16 protein-coding genes are annotated in these 19,229 nt (G+C 48.6%); 7 read left to right on the forward strand and 9 right to left on the reverse strand.

The window, feature by feature from the left end; translation table 11 throughout:
• Nucleotides 1-241: 241 nt before the first annotated feature.
• Complete coding sequence (locus J0895_RS20290) at nucleotides 242-580, forward strand: hypothetical protein (protein WP_207089813.1); 339 nt, start codon at nucleotides 242-244, stop codon at nucleotides 578-580.
• Nucleotides 581-775: 195 nt separating this feature from the next.
• Here the strand turns inward: J0895_RS20290 and J0895_RS20295 are convergent, their stop codons facing one another.
• Entirely contained in the window at nucleotides 776-5,182 is a 4,407-nt protein-coding gene (locus J0895_RS20295; protein WP_207089814.1) for an EAL domain-containing protein, read from the reverse strand.
• A gap of 1,075 nt (nucleotides 5,183-6,257) precedes the next feature.
• Between J0895_RS20295 and J0895_RS20300 the strand changes: the two genes are divergently transcribed.
• Complete coding sequence (locus tag J0895_RS20300) at nucleotides 6,258-6,839, forward strand: Npun_F5749 family FMN-dependent PPOX-type flavoprotein (RefSeq protein ID WP_207089815.1); 582 nt, start codon at nucleotides 6,258-6,260, stop codon at nucleotides 6,837-6,839.
• A 158-nt stretch (nucleotides 6,840-6,997) separates the two neighbouring features.
• Nucleotides 6,998-8,074, forward strand: coding sequence for a GTP 3',8-cyclase MoaA (gene moaA / locus J0895_RS20305; protein WP_242541456.1), 1,077 nt, complete (start codon nucleotides 6,998-7,000; stop codon nucleotides 8,072-8,074).
• Nucleotides 8,075-8,509: 435 nt separating this feature from the next.
• On the opposite strand, the gene rpsD is transcribed toward moaA, so the two are convergent.
• The gene (rpsD, locus tag J0895_RS20310; RefSeq protein WP_207089816.1) at nucleotides 8,510-9,118 is read right to left on the reverse strand and encodes a 30S ribosomal protein S4; all 609 of its coding nucleotides are present in this window, start codon (nucleotides 9,116-9,118) and stop codon (nucleotides 8,510-8,512) included.
• 155 nt (nucleotides 9,119-9,273) lie between these two features.
• On the opposite strand from rpsD, the gene J0895_RS20315 reads away from it, so the two are divergent.
• Nucleotides 9,274-9,891: a hypothetical protein gene (locus J0895_RS20315; protein ID WP_207089817.1), complete on the forward strand. Its 618-nt coding sequence runs from the start codon at nucleotides 9,274-9,276 to the stop codon at nucleotides 9,889-9,891.
• Nucleotides 9,892-10,193: 302 nt separating this feature from the next.
• On the opposite strand, the gene J0895_RS20320 is transcribed toward J0895_RS20315, so the two are convergent.
• Entirely contained in the window at nucleotides 10,194-10,361 is a 168-nt protein-coding gene (locus tag J0895_RS20320; RefSeq protein WP_207089818.1) for a metallothionein, read from the reverse strand.
• A gap of 868 nt (nucleotides 10,362-11,229) precedes the next feature.
• Here J0895_RS20320 and J0895_RS20325 point away from each other — a divergent pair.
• Nucleotides 11,230-12,768, forward strand: a complete 1,539-nt coding sequence (locus J0895_RS20325) for a slr1306 family protein (RefSeq protein ID WP_207089819.1) — start codon at nucleotides 11,230-11,232, stop codon at nucleotides 12,766-12,768.
• A gap of 64 nt (nucleotides 12,769-12,832) precedes the next feature.
• Nucleotides 12,833-14,230, forward strand: a complete 1,398-nt coding sequence (locus J0895_RS20330) for a GTP-binding protein (protein ID WP_207089828.1) — start codon at nucleotides 12,833-12,835, stop codon at nucleotides 14,228-14,230.
• A gap of 169 nt (nucleotides 14,231-14,399) precedes the next feature.
• Here J0895_RS20330 and J0895_RS20335 read toward each other — a convergent pair whose 3' ends face one another.
• Together J0895_RS20335 and J0895_RS20340 are read right to left on the reverse strand one after the other, a co-directional pair.
• Nucleotides 14,400-14,990, reverse strand: a complete 591-nt coding sequence (locus J0895_RS20335; protein ID WP_207089820.1) for a Uma2 family endonuclease — start codon at nucleotides 14,988-14,990, stop codon at nucleotides 14,400-14,402.
• Nucleotides 14,991-15,045: 55 nt separating this feature from the next.
• On the reverse strand, nucleotides 15,046-15,636 hold the full coding sequence (locus J0895_RS20340; RefSeq protein WP_207089821.1) for a Uma2 family endonuclease: 591 nt from the start codon (nucleotides 15,634-15,636) through the stop codon (nucleotides 15,046-15,048).
• A gap of 270 nt (nucleotides 15,637-15,906) precedes the next feature.
• On the opposite strand from J0895_RS20340, the gene purN reads away from it, so the two are divergent.
• Nucleotides 15,907-16,593 (forward strand): phosphoribosylglycinamide formyltransferase, encoded by a 687-nt coding sequence (gene purN / locus J0895_RS20345; RefSeq protein WP_207089822.1) that lies wholly within the window; start codon nucleotides 15,907-15,909, stop codon nucleotides 16,591-16,593.
• A gap of 22 nt (nucleotides 16,594-16,615) precedes the next feature.
• Here purN and J0895_RS20350 read toward each other — a convergent pair whose 3' ends face one another.
• The 4 genes from J0895_RS20350 to J0895_RS20365 all read right to left on the reverse strand — a co-directional run bounded on the left by J0895_RS20350 (nucleotide 16,616) and on the right by J0895_RS20365 (nucleotide 19,016).
• Nucleotides 16,616-17,221, reverse strand: a complete 606-nt coding sequence (locus J0895_RS20350; protein WP_207089823.1) for a CPBP family glutamic-type intramembrane protease — start codon at nucleotides 17,219-17,221, stop codon at nucleotides 16,616-16,618.
• An 82-nt stretch (nucleotides 17,222-17,303) separates the two neighbouring features.
• Nucleotides 17,304-18,368: a DUF3326 domain-containing protein gene (locus J0895_RS20355; RefSeq protein ID WP_207089824.1), complete on the reverse strand. Its 1,065-nt coding sequence runs from the start codon at nucleotides 18,366-18,368 to the stop codon at nucleotides 17,304-17,306.
• An 83-nt stretch (nucleotides 18,369-18,451) separates the two neighbouring features.
• On the reverse strand, nucleotides 18,452-18,631 hold the full coding sequence (locus J0895_RS20360; protein ID WP_207089825.1) for a hypothetical protein: 180 nt from the start codon (nucleotides 18,629-18,631) through the stop codon (nucleotides 18,452-18,454).
• A gap of 64 nt (nucleotides 18,632-18,695) precedes the next feature.
• On the reverse strand, nucleotides 18,696-19,016 hold the full coding sequence (locus J0895_RS20365) for a 2Fe-2S iron-sulfur cluster-binding protein (protein ID WP_207089826.1): 321 nt from the start codon (nucleotides 19,014-19,016) through the stop codon (nucleotides 18,696-18,698).
• Between the last annotated feature and the right edge of the window lie 213 nt (nucleotides 19,017-19,229).

Here is a 19,229-nt window from a genome sequence, read left to right on the forward strand (position 1 = left end):
AGCCAACATTCTGCTGAAAAGTAGCGACAACATTGGGATTGAATCTTGATGGAGTTGGTAGGGGCGCATTGACTACGCCCTTAAGGTTCAGATTCTGGACTCTTAAAGAATCCCACGCTCTTTAGACGTGGGAGTGTCAAGCTAATGTGACAGTGAACTCGATTTTCTGTTTCCGGAAGTTACGCGGATTCATACCCAGGATTTACCATTATTAGAATCTTGGCAAAATCAAGTAGAGTGGATGAAAGACCGATCGCCCTCGGAACTCAAAGAGTTAGCCAGCTTAGAATTACCGGATGAAGAGAACTCAGCCTCGACAGCAAATACCAATCCGGCTGAACCGCCTGTGGAACTGTCCCTTTATGAAACATTACAGCAAAAATCTCATTACGACTCCCTCCGGGATCAACTTCGCTTTATTGTAAAACCGGAATTGCGCCAACAACATGAATCTTATGTTTTTCAGCGCGCCAATGCCACGGGATATAATGCGTTAGCGCCTTCAAATTGGCAAGAAGTACCCGATTTGACAGTAGCGAATCTTTATCACTATTTTAAACAACAAGAACGCTACGCATAATCGGCAATGCTCTAAACAGTAACGGGCGATCGCAATTTTGGGGGAGGTTAGGTTGCGATCGCTGTTATCTTGTGTCATTTCATTCCCCAGAAGGTTGCGATCGCCCTTCTTCATCTCCAGAAATTCCTTCAAATTCTTTGGGAGTAGGCAGTTAATGGTTTACTCCCAAGGGAATCAAACCGCAGGTTTCATCCGTCATAACCAATCATTATTTTCGGACAGCAGTCTGGTTGCCTCCTCAGAACCGACCGATGGACTAAACAAATATCCCTGCATTTCATAGCAGTTCAGATTGAGCAAACAATCCCGCTGGACGGCAGTTTCTACCCCTTCAGCAACTACACTCATATTCAGCTTTTGTCCCAGGGTAATAATCGCCGAAACGATCGCCGCTTCTTTGGCATTAAGTGCGACATCCCAGACAAAAGACTTGTCAATTTTCAGCGTTTGGAAGCAAAATTTTTTCAGATAATTCAGAGAAGCATACCCAATCCCAAAATCATCGATCGCCATTGAAATCCCCATGATTTGAAACTGACGCAAAATGCTATCGGTTAAGTTCGGGTCATACATCGCCGTGGTTTCGCTAATTTCTAACCCTAACCAATGGGGGTCAAGGTTGGCCTCCCCCAGCATTTGGGAGACATTTGCAATTAAATCGGGATGGTGGAACTGACGAGTCGAGAGATTCACCATCATCCGAATCGGAGGTAATCCGGCATCCTGCCATGCTTTATTTTGCCCGATCGCCCGTTGTAACACCCACCAGCCTAATTTGACAATCTCACAGTTTTCTTCAGCGATCGGGATAAACGTATGGGGAGGAACTAATCCCAAATGAGGGTGTTGCCACCTCACTAAGGCTTCCATCCCTACCACAGTGCCGGTTTTGAGATTAACCTGGGGTTGGAATTCCAAAAAAAACTCTTCTCGTTTTAAAGCCTCATGGAGTGAATTGTCCAGGACCAGTAACTCAGAGGCTTGGGAACTCATCGCCGGAGAGTATATTTGGTAGTGATTCCGGCCCTGTTCTTTAACCCGATAAAGAGCCGTATCCGCATTTTTAATTAACGTTTCCGGGTCCTCTCCATCCTGGGGATAAAGGGCCAAACCAATACTGCCTGTAATATAGAGTTGGTTGCCTTCAATCTCAAAAGTCGGACGTAGACATTCCAGCAGACGTTGGGCAATCTGGGCGGCATCTTCCGTACTGGTAATTCCTTCTAACAACAGGATAAATTCATCTCCACCCCAGCGCACAATGATATCACGATCGCGCAGACAACTTCGCAGGCGTGAGGCAGCAGTTTGGAGGAGTTCATCGCCGACGGCATGACCGAGGGTATCATTAATGATTTTAAAGCGATCGAGGTCCAGAAACATTACCGCCAGTTGTTCTTTGTCCTCTTTGGCAATTTCGATCGCTATCGGTAGGCGTTCATCCAACAGTTGTCGATTGGGTAACCCCGTGAGACGGTCATGATAGGCTTGATGGCGAATCATTTCCTCTTGGTGATGACGGTGTAGCGCACCGCCTATACTTGCAGCAATCGCACTCAAAATCGAGACTTCACTTTTAGACCAGGGACGCTCAACTTCAATGTCATCAAACCCGATGTATCCCCAAAATTCATTATTCACCAGGATCGGAACCATCAAACTCGATCTCGTTCCCTCTTGGGCAAACAGTTTTTGCTCGGCTTGATTCAAGTTCTGGGCCAACAAACTCACAGTTTCACCGACTAACAATGTATTGAGGAGGCTTGAGCGCAACTGGACGACGGAACAGGCTCCACTTTTAAAACCCACATGGGGAGTTCGAGTCCACTCAAACCGAATCCACATCTGACAATGTTCTCCAGAGGTACAGTCGGAACAAGAGGAGAGGGTCGGTTGGGATTCCTGGCGACTGCCGAAGTTATACGCGGTGGTGGGATTGGATAACTCACAGATATAGACGCGATCGACCCCTGCTGCCTCTCCGAGGGTAGCAAGGGCATCTAATGCCGCTTGAGCAGTATTGGTATTGGTCAGCAGGTGATTCATCGCTTGGGCGACCCCCAGGAGTAAGTTATCCCGTTGGTGCAGTTCCGCCTCGGCTTGTTTGCGCTGGGTGATATCGACCACAGTGCCTTCATAACCGATGATTTCACCGTTGCTATCGCGAATTGTCCGAGCACATTCAGAAATCCAGATGATGCGGCGATCGCGTCGATAGACTTGGGACTCAAAGCCCCAGACGGTCTCTTGTTCTTGTAATAAGCGGCGAAACTCGGACCGGCGCAGGGGGTCCACATAGAGTTGATGCTCGATATCGGTCAAGACTTCGATTAATTCTTCCGGGGAATTATATCCATAGATAGAGGCCAACATGGGATTGGCGGTGAGGTATTGACCACTAGGAGTGGTTTGAAAAATCCCCTCCACGGCATTTTCAAAAATGCTGCGATATTTGCGTTCAGCCTGCCGGAGGGCTTCTTCGGTTTGTTTGCGTTGATAATAACTGGAGAGCATTTGGGCAATTACCCGCAGGAGTTGAGCATGGCTGGCGGACCAATTGGATTGAATTTGGCGATCGTCAAATCCTAGAAATCCGACTAATCGTTCTTCCTGGGAAAAAAGTGGGACGATTAGCAGGGATTGGATATTTTGAGAGAGGAAGAAGGCTTTTTCGGCATGGGCTGCTTTTGGTAGCCACTCGATATCGCAGATATCTAAGAGTTCCAGGGCAGTGAGTTGGTCCATCAGCCAGGGGAAATCGGCAGATTGGAGGTTTTGGCGGTTCTGGATTTGCGAAATGGCCGGAGTGGAACACCATTCATAAGTGTTGCTAAATTGACTGAGGCGATCGTCGAACTCGAAAATATAGGCCCGTTCTACCCCGGCAGCAATCCCGACTCGGGCGAGGATTTTATCGAAGTTGGGTTCTCGGGTGGAGACGAACAACCGGGAAATTTGAGATAATGCGGCTTCGATCGCCAGTCGCTGATGGAGTTGTTCTTCAGCTTGTTTGCGTTGGGTGATATCCCGAGAATTGATGACAATTCCTTGGATGCTGGGATCATCGAGGCGGTTATTGGTTACGGATTCTAAATAAACCCAAGTTCCATCGGCATGGCGAAACCGATATTCAATGGGTGTTAAGGATAAGCAGAGTTCCGGGCGATCGTTCAGGGTAAGGGGCGAAAAATCTGCCATGATTTTCGAGGGATGCGGGTTATTAAATTTGGAGGGGTGCAGCGATCGCGTTCCTGTGGCTGCTTTGGGTCTAGGCATGAGCACTTCGCGAACCATTGCCACATCTTCGGGATGGACGTAATCCAGGAGGCAGTTACCCAGTAAGCTATCGGGTTGATATCCTAAAATGCGATCGAGGGAGGGAGACCCATATAAAATTTTGCCGTCTGCGGATAAAATGGCGATGGTGTCTGAGGAGTTTTGCACCAAAGCTGCAAACCGTTCTTCTGCCCGTTTGCGATCGGTAATATCTTTGACCGTGCCTTCATAAGCCAGGATTTTGCCTTGAGCATCCCGGATCGTCCGCGCATTTTCAGAAATCCAGATGATGCTACCATCTTTGCGATAACACTGAGATTGGAAGCCCCACACCGCATCTTTTTCTTGTAACAGGTGATTCAGTTCAAGCCGTCGTGAGGGATCCACATAAAGCTGATGTTGAATATCCCGAATTGAATTCATCACTTCTGCGGGTGACTCGTACCCATAAATATGCGCCAGGGTCGAGTTGACGAGGAGGTATTCCCCGGATGGGTTGCTTTGAAACATTCCTTCGATGGAACGCTCAAAAATATTCCGATATTTTTGTTCAGCTTTTCGTAAGGCTTCTTCTGAGCGTTTCTGGAACAGTACGGATCCCAGTCCAGTGAGAATTTCCGAGACCAATTCAATGATCCGCTGATCTTCTGGGTGGGACTCCACCATGAAGAAGACAAGGACGGTGAGAATTTCGTCGTTAGCCAGAATTGGAACGCCCAAGGCTGCTTTGATGCCCAGTTTTCGGGCGAGTTTTGCCCGATTAAAAATGGCCTGGGGCAGTTCAGATACATTTTTGGCCCATTCTGGCTGTTTTTTCACCCAGACTCTTCCGGGTAAACCGATTCCCGGTAAAAACGTGAGGTTTTCACTTTGTTGGCGGAATCTTTCAATCTCTGGCAAGGGTCGCCCAAAGCTGTTGATTTTTCCCACATACCATGCAGGGCTACATTCAAGGTATCCGCCTTCGGAATTGAAGGACCAAGCTTCTCCATAATCCCATCCTGCAATTTCGCAGACTCGTCGCAGGGCCAAGCTTAATGCGGTGTCAAAATCCTCAGCTTGTGCAACGCAGAGGGTTAGTTGTTGTAAAACAGAGGCGCGGCTTGGGTTCATAAGTTCTGGGCTGGATTCCCGTTTGCTGATCTCTTGGCTTGTGTCAAGAATCCCGCAAATGCTGCCTTCTAGGTTTTGCATGGGTCGTCGTCTCACGCTATTGGTTTGGGATTGAGAAATCGGTAGGCAGGATTGGGATAGAGTCGCTGTAGATTGCACAATTAAGCGATTTTTCCTGCCTTTGGCTTCTAGGAGAAAGCCGGTCCTTAACACTCTGGACTCACCAGATCCGGTCGGGCTGGGCTGCCAGTGAACAGGGTTGAGGAAACTGAGGGTCCGTTCAGGTCGCCTCTTTTCTAGGGAGAAGCCTGCTGGAGTCGGTATTCAGTCAGTCCCCTGAATGCCGTTTTTCCCTTCGGCAATACTTGAGGGGCCTGAACCGTTGGCAGCCATTCAGCAAAACTTCCCTTGAACTGATTTGGGTCTCTCAAGGGCTAAATTGGAAGCGCCATCATTTCTCCCGAGTAACGAGAACCCTTGAGGGAACTGTTCTAGCCTTGCCCAACTTGAATCCGTTAGGTTTCTGATTGCAGTATTGAAATCATTTTGTTGAACCACGGCACCGACTGCATCTGAATGAGACATCTGAAGGGCCAATGCTAACTGAGAAAGAAAGCTTTTAACTTCTCTAAAAGAATCTATCCTATATCTCGTTGTAATTTCGGCAACAAATTACACAAAAAACAATTATTTTTAACTTAATCTTAAAGAATTAGACCTTTACCTCAAAAGTGGATTTTTGGCAAGATTGATTTTTAAAAAAAACGTAAACTTTTGTCAACAAATTGTTGAGTAAACTCATCAATGAGAGATAAGGTATCATAAAAGTTATCCCCTCAATTCCTGGGAATGATTGGATTGGGTTGGGACTCCTGATCATGAATTATCGGCGATTGGCTTTGAGCGAGCTATCAGGGTCACAAATTTTTTGCAATTCATTTAATCAAAATCAAGGCTGTGAAATCCGGCGATAAATGTCAGGAAGGAAAAGCTTTTCACCCCCCATGCAGCCGAAGAACACCACTCCCCTCCAAGCCGCCGAATTTTTGCATTAATAAAGTGAATGTTACCCTGATTTCTCCCCTCCACTCACCTTTCATGCCGGGGGGAAACCACCAGGAAGCCAGGGACTTGTTGTTATTTGTAGTGTAAGTGAATCCCAGTCACTGGGGTGATTTCTACAGATTTAATTCATAATCTGGGAGGATCATCTCAGGTTTGAGGGGCGATCGCCAAGACAGTCAAGATAAAATACAAAAGCTCATCTGTGATCCCTATCCTTAGAATCATGTCTCTTGCACCGTGGCGATCGCCCCTGAACCATGCCCTCCATCGCAACCGTAGCCGCCCCGAATCTCGCTACTTCCAACTCGCCACAATCCGCCCAGACGGAACTCCGGCTAATCGCACCGTTGTCTTTCGTGGCTTTTTAGAGGAAACCAACCAACTCAAAATCGTCACCGATGCCCGCAGCCAAAAAGCCCAACAAATCCCCGCCCATCCTCATGGGGAAGTCTGCTGGTACTTCCCCATCACCCGGGAACAGTTCCGCCTCCAGGGTCACTTAACCTTAGTAGGCCCTGATGCCTCAAACCCGACCTTACAACAAGCCCGTTGCCGGGAATGGCAGCAACTCTCCGACAGTGCCCGAGGCCAGTTTTCTTGGCCCGATCCCGCTGCACCCCGTGGCGATCGCGATGATTTCTCTCCCCCAGTCCCAGATACCAGTCAACCCCTGGCCCAGTTTTGTTTACTCTTACTCGATCCAATCACCGTAGATTGGTTAGAATTGCGAGGAGAACCCCAAAACCGCTGCTTATATCAATTCAATGGCGATCGCACCTGGTCTCAGCAAGCGATTAATCCCTAAAAATCAGGGTCAACCTGCCTCAAATCCTCCTTTTATTCATCCCTCTCACCCTCCCTTATAAAAAGTTTTGAGAGCAACTCATCAAAATTTTGATAGGTAAAAACCCAGACCTGAACGATAGTCTCGAAGGGTCTTCGTTAGAATAAGCAACATATCCGATGAAAGCATCTAGGGGACAAATGGGCAATCTTGTGGAAAACAACCCGTTAAAAAATACCACTCAGACGAGTCAAGCCCCGCCACAGCGAAATCGAGTGGATTATCTGAGGATTAGTTTAATTGACCGCTGCAACTTTCGCTGTCAATACTGTATGCCAGAAGGGGCCGAACTGGACTATATCCGGCAACAGGATTTACTCACTCGTGAGGAACTCTTAACATTACTCAAAGAAGTCTTTATCCCCGTCGGATTTACTCGGTTTCGGTTAACCGGGGGGGAACCCCTAATCCGTGCAGATGTGGTGGAAATTGTCGAGGCGATCGCCCATTTACCCCAAACCCAGGATTTAGCCATGACTACCAACGGATTTTTCCTGGCCCAAAAAGCCCAAACTCTCTATGATGCGGGACTGCGGCGGATTAATATTAGCCTGGACTCTCTCGAAGCCCAAACCTTTGATTTCCTAGCCGGAACTCGCGGAAACAGTCGCTGGCAAAAAGTTTGGGATGGAATTCAGGAAGCCTATCGGGTCGGATTTAACCCTTTAAAATTAAATGTAGTGGTAATTCCCGGTGTCAACGATCGCGAAGTTTTAGATTTAGCGGAATTAACCATTGCCCGAAATTGGCACGTTCGGTTTATTGAATTCATGCCGATCGGGAATGGGGAATTATTTGGCGACTGCGGTTGGATTCCCTCGGAAGAACTGCGCCAACGAATTCGCGATCGCTGGGGATTAACTGAAGGACAAGTCACCGGAAATGGTCCTGCGGATGTGTTTCAGATTCCCCATGCCAAAGGCACTATCGGATTTATTTCTCAGATGTCTGAATGTTTCTGCGATCGGTGTAACCGAATGCGCTTAAGTGCCGAAGGATGGTTACGTCCCTGTCTCCTCAACGAAACCGGCCAAATTAACCTCAAAACAGCCCTGCGCCAGGGTATTCCCCTCCCAGATATCCGCCAGCAAGTCGCTAATTTACTCGAACTCAAACCCGAAATCAACTACAAACAGCGAGACTCCGGTACCGAAACCGGCAGCTACAGCCGTACCATGTCGCAAATTGGAGGATGAGGGATGGGGAAGAAAGTTTGTAGTAACGACTTCAGTCGTTACCGCGTGAAGAAAGCGATCGCTTTCTTCACGCCCCTTTGGATGCTCTACCTCCAGTCCGATAGCAGGCACTTCCTCCGCCAATCGTGCTTGACACGGCTGCAGCCGTGACACGATCGCAACGACTAAAGTCGTTACTACAAACTTTCCTATCCTCCCTATCCCTCATCCACCCAGGACAAATGACAAATGACAAATGACAAATGACAAATGACCAATGACCAATGACCAATGACCAATGACCAATGACAAATGACCAATGACCAATGACCAATGACCAATGACAAATGACGGTCTCCCCCATCCCCAAACTAAAAGCCCCCTTGCTGACGGGTTTGGGGGCTTTTGAAAATATCTAGTTAGGCTGCGCGGTAAGAAGCAGCGAGTCTCGAAAAATTAGGCTTGTCGAGAATAGTATTCAACCACCAGGAGCTCATTAATTTGTAGCGCAATCCATTCCCGCTCAATAACTCCATTCACCTTGCCTTCTAGTTTGTTTTTGTCAAACTCTAAATGGCTAGGCATATTGGCTAATCCAGGAGATTGCAAGTTAGCTTGGACCATCTGGCGAGATTTTTCCCGGTCTCTGACTACAATTTGGTCTCCAGGACGGCAATTGTAGCTGGGAATATCAACAACCCGACCATTGACGGTGAGGTGACCATGATTGACCAATTGCCGTGCAGCAGGAATCGTCGGTGCCATCCCCATACGGAAAATGGTATTATCCAGACGCATCTCTAACTGTTGTAGCAGCACTTGACCCGTAGAACCCGTGACGCGACGGGCACGGCGAACATAGCGCAGCAGTTGCTTTTCGCTCAGACCATAGTTAAAGCGCAGTTTTTGCTTTTCTTCTAAGCGGACTGCATATTCCGATCGCTTTTTGCGGGCTTGCCCGTGCTGTCCTGGGGGATAGGCGCGCTTAGGAGTTTTGCGCGATAATCCGGGCAGTTCTCCTAAACGGCGGACTATTCTCAGTCTCGGGCCTCGATATCGTGACATTCCTTTTCCTCGTCAGTTGTTACACAGTTTTCCCAGACTCTCTAGTATAGATCTTTACTAGGTTCAGTTTCAAGTCTAACTTTAGATGACTTTTTGCTCAGAAACATCGGTTGAGGGTCAAAAGTCCTGTTTTTTGTCATGAGGAGTCTTTAATAATGATGATTCGGAAAATTCGCGATCGCCAGGAAACAAGCGCCCCAACTCATCCCCATCCTCCCCTACAACAATGGCGCAAGGGTGGACTGTTGGGGCTTTCCCTCGTGGCTCTAACTATGGGCTTAATTCCTTTAAATCCTGCACCGGCAGCGGCTCGAAATAATGCTTATAATCGCTGTGCTGCCGAGTTACTAGATCGCCAACTCTCCCCTGAGACTGTGGCCCTTGCTTGCTCTGCGGCCCTACGCCCAGAAGAAATCTCTGAATGCGTGGTTAAGATTGATCTCCGCACGGATATTTTGGCGGAGGATGCCCTGACTCGCTGTCAGCAGGTGCGTCGTCCTCTGGAGTTGGCAACCTGTGTGGTGGATATTAGCGATCGCACGGCAGAATCTGAAGCCCCGTTAATTCTCGATTTCTGTCGCCGCAGTTTATTGCCCGCCCAGTTTTCGCGATGCGTGGTGGGGTTACAAAATCAAATTGATTTGGTCACCTCTCAGGCGATGTCGGTTTGCATTGATACTCGCGATCGCGTGGTTTCCCCTCTGCCTAATTTTATCCCCGGCAGGGAACCCCCAGCCCCTACTCGCCCCTCTCCCAACCTTCCCTCTACTTAATACCCAGCCCCTACACCCTCAAGGGTGGGGCTACACGGACAAAGCCCGCACTTCGACCCTTCGACCCCCTTCGACCCCCTTCGACCCTTCGACTGGCTCAGGGCTCAGGACAGGCTTCGACTGGCTCAGGGCTCAGGACAGGCGGGGCTCAGGACAGGCTTTGCTCAGCACAGGCCTGCGCGGACTACCCTAAAAAAAAGACTGTTACAGCCGGATTGGGTTTGCCACAGCCCGGGTTTCCAAAAAAATGCCCTCATTCCCCTTTAATACAGGAATGAGGGCATTTTTGCTGATGACGAAGATTAGGAGTGACACTCGCAACCCGAGTGACCACATCCGGTTCCATCTACATGACCATTGGCACAGGCATCAGAACAGTAAGGCTTGCCATCTTTCATCACGGCTTTATCCATCGGAACCACGCACAGGCAGGATTCACAGGCGCATTTCATTTGAGTTACGGTCGTCATTACTTAACTTCCTCGTTTTATTCTGAATTCATCTTAACACATGAACAGTCATTCATGTATTTTTTTGACTTTTTTTTAGAAATTGGGGGTGACGGCCCGGAATTTTAGGTTGAGAAAGGCTAAAAGCCTGTGGTGGTAAGGACTTAAAAAAAGTTTTACTTTAGGGGTTGTCAAAACAGTTAAGTTCAGGTTATAGTAATTTCAGTGACGCGGGATAGAGCAGTCTGGTAGCTCGTCGGGCTCAATACGCAAGTTAACTAAACGCTTAATAGTTAGCATTGCGATGGGCTGCATACTAAGGAAACTGGTATGCGATCGCCTCTCAAATTCGGGGAAGCCGGTAGCGCGGTAATCCCGAGCCAAGCTCTGAACAAGAGAAGGTGTAGAGACTCGATGGGAGGCACCCTAACAGTAAGGCTGAGGGTGAAGGGAGAGTCCAGACCACAAACTGGAAAAATCCCAGGCAACGAAAGTTGTAGATGGTACGCATAACCCGAAGGTCGGTGGTTCAAATCCGCCTCCCGCCATTACTAAAATAAAACCCTGTAATCGTAAATGATTGCAGGGTTTTGTTTTTGGTCGTTGGTCATTGGTCATTGGTCATTGGTCGTTGGTCGTTGGTCGTTGGTCGTTTTCAGTCGTACTCTTAGTTCGTAGTAACGACTTCAGTCGTACTCTTATGTTCGTAGTAACGACTTCAGTCGTTATCCCAGGGTTGCGATCGTAAAATCCACACTGTAATAGGAGAGGTGGAAGTGCAACCCCAGCCGTTAAAATGGAGAAAGTAAAGAAGGGCGATCGCGTATCGGAACTGTTTGCCCCCGGTTGCCCCACGAATCAAAATCTATAAAAAAAGTGGGATAATTTTATGGCAGTTAAACTGCAACGACCTATTTTAATTGGCGGTTTGGGCTTATCCTTTGGTCTTTGGGTGATGGAAAGTTTGAATCACTCCTGGGGAGAAGCGGGGGAATTTGGGGTACTCGGCGCGATCGCAGTCGGGACCGGATTTTGGTTATTCAAAAAACGGTCACCGGCAACCATCAAACCGATCGCAGCTGAATCGGTAACCCCAGAGATGCTGGAACAAGCCAAAACTAAAGCGGGACTGGCGATCGCCAAGATAGAGGCAGAGGCAGGGGATGCCAAAATCATTGCCGACTTAAGAACTCGCCTAGGACAACTCTCACCGGATGCGACTCGGAATGCACTGCATCTGGCGATCGCCGGGGGTAAAAGTACCGGCAAAACGACAGTAATGCAATGGTTGCAGTCGAACTGGCAGTCCCAAACCGATAAAACCCTGACCTTTTCGGAAATTCCTGCCTTGTTTACAGCCAGGGATGCAGAGGAAGAGTTTCCATTACAAGCAACTGCGGCATGGAAACAGGCAGTTGCTGCGGATGTGGTGGTATTCTTGACCAGTGGTGACTTAACCGACTCAGAATTTCAAGCAATCCAACAACTGACGATAGCAGCCGTCCCGGTTTTGGTAGCCTGGAATAAAAAAGACCAGACTTTACCGGAACAACAGGCGGGAATCTTGCAACGTGCGATTGATCGCCTGGGATTGACATTAAATCCTGAGAATGTAGTAGCAATTTCGGTGGCACCAAATCCGGTTAAAGTGCGGCAGCATCAAAGTGATGGGACAACCGTTGAGACAATGGAACAACCGGAACCGGAAGCGACTGCCTTAATGACGCGGTTACAGGAGATGGTGGCACAAGAAAGTCAGCAGTTTATGATCGCGCAAAGTTACCGGCAGGCGATCGCCTTAAAATCGGAGGCACAACAGATATTAAACCAACTGCGTCGCGATCGGGCTATGCCAGTCATTGAAAAATATCAGTATATTTCCGCTGCGGCAACCTTTGCCAACCCGGTAGCCGTCCTAGATTTGTTAGCCACAGGTGCGGTTACTACCCAATTAATTGTGGAATTAGGGGAAATTTATCAGCATCCCTTTTCCTTTGACCGAGAAAAGGCGATCGCATCGGCAATGGGGGAACAATTGGTGAAACTCGGAGTAGTGGAACTGTCTACCCAAACCATTTCAGCTATCCTCAAAAGCAACGCCGTCACCTATGTTGCCGGGGGAGTTGTCCAAGGAATTAGCGCCGCCTATTTGACTCGGTTAGCGGGTTTGAGCCTGATTGAATACTTCCAAGCGCAAGACGTGAGTGCGGAGTCGGGGATTAATTTGGAACAACTGAGTGAAACCTTAAAAACGGTGTTCCAGCAGAATCAACGGATGGCATTTTTGCAAGGATTTGTCAAGCAGACTGTCACGCGATTAGTACCCGAATCGAAAAAGTCGGAAAGCCTCACTGCACAAGTGAAGGCTTTACAGGAGAATAGAATAGCAGAGAGTGTAGGGATTTCAAACCTTGAGCCAAGCACCTAAGACCCCCAACCCCACCCCATCTTCTGCCGATTTGAATGGTTCAAATCGGCAGGATGTCCAGTATATGAACCGAGCACGCGCCAGCATTCGGCAGGCGCAGTCTTTCTATTCGCAATATCGGCGATCGCGACAGCAGAGTATGGATGTCAAGCAGCTTGCAGCGATGCAGGCACAACTCGATCGCCTTTCGGCAACCCTAGAACGACTCGATGGCGGGATGATTCGCATTGCCGCTTTTGGGTTAGTCAGTCGGGGTAAATCTACGGTGTTAAATAGCTTGATGGGTCAAAGAATCCTGACAACGGGACCGATTCATGGGGTGACTCAATGGCCGCGATCGGTGCAGTGGGATGTCGGGGGTAATCTGGCGGTGGAGTTGATTGATACGCCAGGATTGGATGAGGTTGAGGGTCAAGTGCGATCGGAGATGGCGCGGAATATAGCTGGCGCTGCGGATTTGATTTTATTTGTGGTTTCTGGGGATATTACTCGGACGGAATACGAGGCACTCTGTGAGTTGCGGCGGACTCAGAAGCCGTTGATTTTAGTGTTTAATAAGATAGATTTGTATCCGGAACAGGACCGGCAGGCAATTTATCGACAATTACAGTATTTTGCCTCTGCCAAGCAGAAGCGGAAACAGGCTGAGGTAGGGATAGAGGATGATTGGGTTGAGGTGGATCAGACGAAGGGCGATCGCCTGCCGCATCAAGAGGATATTGTCATGGTAGCGGCGGACCCGTCCCCGTTGCAAGTGAGAATAGAATGGCCCGATGGTCGGGTGTCTTACGAGTTGGAAACACCGCTACCGCAGATTGAGCAATTGAAGGACAAGATTTTGCAGGTGGTGCAGGAACAAGGGCGATCGCTGTTGGCGATTAATGCCTTAGTGCAGGCGAAAGAGGCACAAGAAGAGTTAGCGAAGGCGAGTATAAAATCGCGACAAGAACAGGCAGAGACGTTAATTTGGCGCTTTGCTCAGTATAAGGCAGCAGCGGTGGCATTGAATCCGTTGGCCCTGTTTGATGTATTGGGAGGTGCGATCGCCGATTTGCTATTAATTCGGGCATTGGCGCGGTTGTATGGATTGCCGATGACGGGATATGAGGCGGGTAAGTTATGGCAGCAAATCCTATTTAGTAGTGGTGGGGTACTGCTGAGTGAATTGGCGAATGGATTGTTTATGGGATTTGGGAAGAGTGCAGCAGCGATTATCGGTGCATCAGGAGATGTAGGGGGGATGACTGGATATGTCGGCGCGGCGATCGCGCAAGCATCCGTAGCGGGATTTGGAACCTATAAAGTCGGACAAGCCGCACAAGTCTACCTAGAACAAGGCTGTACCTGGGGACCATTGGGTGCAAATACCGTCATTCAGGATATTTTATCCCAAGTCGAACCCAACACCGTCTTGTATCGTCTCCGAGAGGAATTGCAGCAACAATTAGAGGTGAAAAGCTAATCAATCCCGCACCCTGGAAGGGTGGGGCTATACGAACAAAGCCCGCCTGCGCGGGCTAATTTCAAACAACTCTTAACAAGCCAATTTAAAATAATTTTCCCACAATTCCAACTCCCCCCCTTAGCAAGGGGGGGCTGGGGGGGGGTTCCCTCCAAATCCCCCAACAATCCTAAGATAAAATCAAACCTAAATCCAAAACAAAACCGGGCAACACATCTTCCCCAGATAGGGTTTCAGGAGACTCAATAATTTCCACATCTTGCCCAGGACGATAAATTTCCACCCGGATATTTTGACGGTCAATTAACCAGCCTAACCGCACCCCATTCTCCAGATATTCTCTCATTTTATCTTGTAACTCGTTCAAAGAATCACTAGCAGACCGTAACTCCACCACAAAATCAGGACATAGCGGAGCAAATTGTTGTTTTTGTGCCTCCGTCAACCCATCCCACCGCTCTTTTTGAATCCATGAAGCATCCGGCGAACGATTTCCCCCGTTAGGCATTTTGAATCCAGCAGAAGAGTCAAAAGCAACTCCTAAATCATTGGTATCCGTCCAATTGAATAACTGCTGAATCAGTCTACCATTCCGATTGCCCGTATCGCTACCCGTCGGCGGCATAATGATTACTTCTCCAGTTGCCGTGCGTTCAAAGCGTAAATTGCGGTTGTTTTGACAGAGTTCAAAAAACTGCTTATCGCTTAAATTCAGATTTAATTCTAATGGAACAAATGTTTCTAGGGTTGCCACTTCCATAGTTTTATGCTAATCCTTTGTTTAAGTTTTTGCCATCGAGGTACACGATTTTCTGTCAATATAAAATCGGACCTAAATCCAGAACAAACCCGGGCAATAAATCTTCCCCAGATAGAGATTTAGGAGACTCAATGATTTCCACATCTTGCCCAGGACGATAAATTTCCACCCGGATATTTTGACGGTCAATTAACCAGCCTAACCGCACCCCATTCTCCAGATATTCTCTCATCTTATCTTGTAACTCGTTCAAAGAATCACTAACAGACCGTAACTCCACCACAAAATCAGGACAGAGGGGCAAAAATTTCTCTCGTTGGGCGGGAGTTAAAGCATTCCACCGGGTAATATTAACCCAAGACGCATCGGGGGAACGATTTCCACCTTTGGGTAATTTAAAACCACCGTTCGAGTCAAATGCCTTCCCTAAATTATTCTGCCGACTCCACCCTTGCAACTGATAAGAGAGTTCAATATTTCGATTGCTGGTTTCTCCTCCAGTGGGTGACATAATGATTAATTCTCCAGTTGCCGTGCGTTCAAAGTGTAAATTGCGGTTATTTTGACAAAGTTGAAAAAATTGCTCATCGGTTAAATCTAGGGTTAATTTCACCGGGGTAAACGGTTCGAGGGTTACCACTTCCATAGTTTTATTCCAATTGTTTATATAAGGGAACGAGTTGGACCATTTCCTGTTGATATCTATGTTAACCCATTCAGCACAGACGGCAACGGGGGAGATTGAAAAAAGGCTCTCAGCAAATGGGCTAAGTTCTGGTAAAATTAGCGCAGGGAATAGGGAAGGATGAAAAATGAACGACCAACAACCAATCTTGCCCTGAGCCTGTCGAAGGGGACCAACAACCAATGACCAACAACCAATGACCAATGACCAACAACCAATGACCAACAACCAATGACCAATGACCAACGACTAAACTCCGAATCTAGCCCTAGCTTTATTTCTCCTGCGTTGCCGCCTAGTTTTATGGCGGAAAATCCTCCTGCCGATCGCCCGATTCGGTTGGGGATTATGGCATCGGGGAGTGGGAGCAATTTTGAGGCGATCGCCGCTGCAATTTTCAGCGGGCAACTCCATGCCAAAATTCAAGTGATGATTTACAATAATCCCCAAGCCAGGGTCTTAGAACGGGCGAATCGATGGCAGATTCCAGCGGTTTTCCATAACCATCGGGACTATAAACGTCGAGAAGATTTAGATGCAAAAATTATTGAAACTTTGCACGAGCATGATGTAGAATTAGTGGTGATGGCCGGTTGGATGCGGATTATGACGCCGGTTTTGATTGATGCGTTTTCCAACCGAATTTTGAATATGCACCCGAGTTTATTACCCAGCTTTAAAGGGGGTCAAGCGGTGGAAGATGCGATCGCCGCTGGGGTAAAAATTAGCGGTTGTACGGTGCATTTGGTCGCGGCAGAAGTGGACAGTGGGAAGATTTTAATGCAAGCGGCGGTTCCGGTGTTTCCTAATGATACAAGAGAGAGTTTGCATGGGCGAATTCAGGTCCAGGAACATCGGATTTATCCCCTGGCGATCGCAATTGCTGCGGGTGGCATCCATCGGCGATCGGCGCGGTGAACGAGGATTGTCAGCGTTTAGATTAATCCAGCGATCGCCCTTCGTTGCCCGTTTTATCGAGTTTCCACAACACACTGGAAATCAAATTGGTCACAATGTGCGCTGTGATGGGAACAAATAAATTCCCGGTTACTAGCGCACTCCCGCCTAAAATGAGTCCGACTACCGTTGCCCAAACCATGTAGGGCCATTGTTGGAGTCCACTCAGGTGCAACAAGCCAAAGCATAAACTAGAGAGGATTAACCCGACGGCATTTAACCCGACTGCCGGAAGCATCACCCCGCGAAATAACACTTCCTCACTCAGTCCCGGTAATAGTCCCAACCAGACTAAATCCGGCCAGACTAGGGGTTCTAAAACGATTTGTAGATAGAAGTCCGCACAGCGGCGATATCCCGGCCACAAGCGATAAACCAGTGAACTGGTGGCACTGATGGCGAGTCCTAACCCCACCCCACCGGCGATCGCGACTCCATCCCAACCCCAACCCAGTCTCGTGACATTCCCAAAGTATAGCCAGAGTTTGGCTATCCCAAACAAGACGATCGCCGTTACCCCCATCCCGATGAGAATTTGAGTGCGGGTAAAGGTTTCCAGTTGTGGATCGTTCGGAAGCTGTTCTGTCACGGCGGTTCTCGGTTTAGAATGTAGATAGATTGACACCAAGTGCTGAACTTTCCGATGCGAGTTCGGACATCGGCGATCGCCGTTAATCCGAAAGGCACTGGAGAGAGGAGAGACTTGGACTTAGGGCAGTTGGGGCAATTCCTGCCCGATGCGCTACTAACCAACCCAGGGCCTCTAAATAGGAGTTTACCTCAATTGCGGGTACTCCCAGACTCGCTGGGGGGACTTGCATCTGAGTTTGATTCTCTCGGACGGCAATAATCTGGGCAGATTGGTGACTTAAACTTAACACAGCACTGCCTCCGGCTGCTGTAGCCGGTATGACGAGGGCATCGACTTGTTCGACCCAGATATCCGAGGGTTGACAATGGGGGGATTTTGTGCTAAGAAATTGGGGAGCGCGACTCAGCCCAGCCAGAACACAGGGCAAGAAAGTATAGCCAATTTCTTCGGCAGCGGAACGGGGAGAGATATCCGGGTCGAGAGGAAGGGGTAACAAGGCAGGCGCGTGAGCACAGGGAATTTTGAAAGTGCGAACAATCAGATGACTGATCACAGCTTCTGCACCAGCAAGAGGATCGACGCCGGTTCCGTGGCGATAGTTGTGGAGGGCTTCGCTTTCCATATCATCGGGAAATCGGGCAACCACGGCGACTGCCTCCGCTTTGGCGTCTTTGATTAACCGTTCAGCGGCCCTGAGTAAGCTATCTGGATTGCCAATGGTTCCCCAACTTGCACCGGCAGCAGAAGTCCGTAATTCGACATTTAACGGTGCATCGGTGATGACATATTCAGTTAGATTTAAGCCTAAAGTTGCCCTCGCTGCATCGGCAGCTTGTAAGTGGCGAATTCTGAGCTCCGGTTCGATCGCACAATCGAGGATTAAACCGATGCGATTTTGATGGACAGGTTGCAGTCCCCAATCTCCCTTAGCAAAGCAGTCGAGGGCGTATCCTTCCACATAGAAAGCATTAGAAATCGGCCAATATAATTGTGCACCATTGAGGACATTGGGGTGCGTAATTAGGCGATCGCAAACTTGGGCGATCGCCCTCGCCACCGGCAAAGCATCTCCCGCATAACCCCCAATAGCCGCCCCTACTCCCGTAGGGACGATTAGCATAACAGTATAAGGACGTTGGATCATGGATTGGGGAGATAGGGGAAATGGGGTTTAAGTTCGTAGTAACGCCTTCAGGCGTTTCTTCTCCCCACTTCACCCTTCATCCCTTATCCTTCTTGTACCGTCACCACCGCTTCTACTGCAACTTTTCGAGTCTCTTCATCCACCGAAGTCACCGCCCAACGCAGGGGTTCTCCGCGCTTTTCCAGTTCCGTTTCAATGGCTTGCTGTAATTCAACAGGAGAGGCTTGTAAATCAATTTCAGCGGAAATAAAATGAGTCGTCATGGTTAAGAATTCCCTTGTACTTTATGGTCAGAATATTAACTCTTTCAAACCCCAATCTTAAAGATTAGTGACCGAATTGAGCTTCATAGACTTCATCTTCCTTTTCAGTCTCAATTTTGAGGTTTGAGCGCGGGTAAGCAACACACAAGAGGAGATATCCCTGCGCTTGCATATCTGTACCCACACCCATGCCATCGGATTGATCCACGGTACCTTCGCCGATAATTTTAGCCGCACAGGTAGTACAGACTCCAGCATTGCAGGAACTTGGCAGATCTAGAATTCCAGCAGCATAAGCGGCGCGAAGAATCTGTTTATCTTCTGGCACTTCAATAGTGTGGGAAGTGCCTTTATGGATAATTTCAACGGTATAAGTTTTGCCCATCGTCTCAGTTCCAGAAAATGACTTGCAGTGCGATTTTGCCCAATTTCTGAGCTTATCACTGATTGGGTTGTTTTACTAGCCTCAAGAATAATAGCCCTCCCCTTGGCAAGGGGAGGGTTGGGTGGGGTCTCCGGAGCCCTCCCCTTGGCAAGGGGAGGGTTGGGTGGGGTCTCCGGAGCCCTCCCCTTGGCAAGGGGAGGGTTGGGTGGGGTC

It is taken from the genome of Phormidium pseudopriestleyi FRX01, from assembly GCF_017313335.1.
In the GTDB taxonomy this organism is placed as follows: Bacteria; Cyanobacteriota; Cyanobacteriia; order Cyanobacteriales; family Laspinemataceae; genus Laspinema; species Laspinema pseudopriestleyi.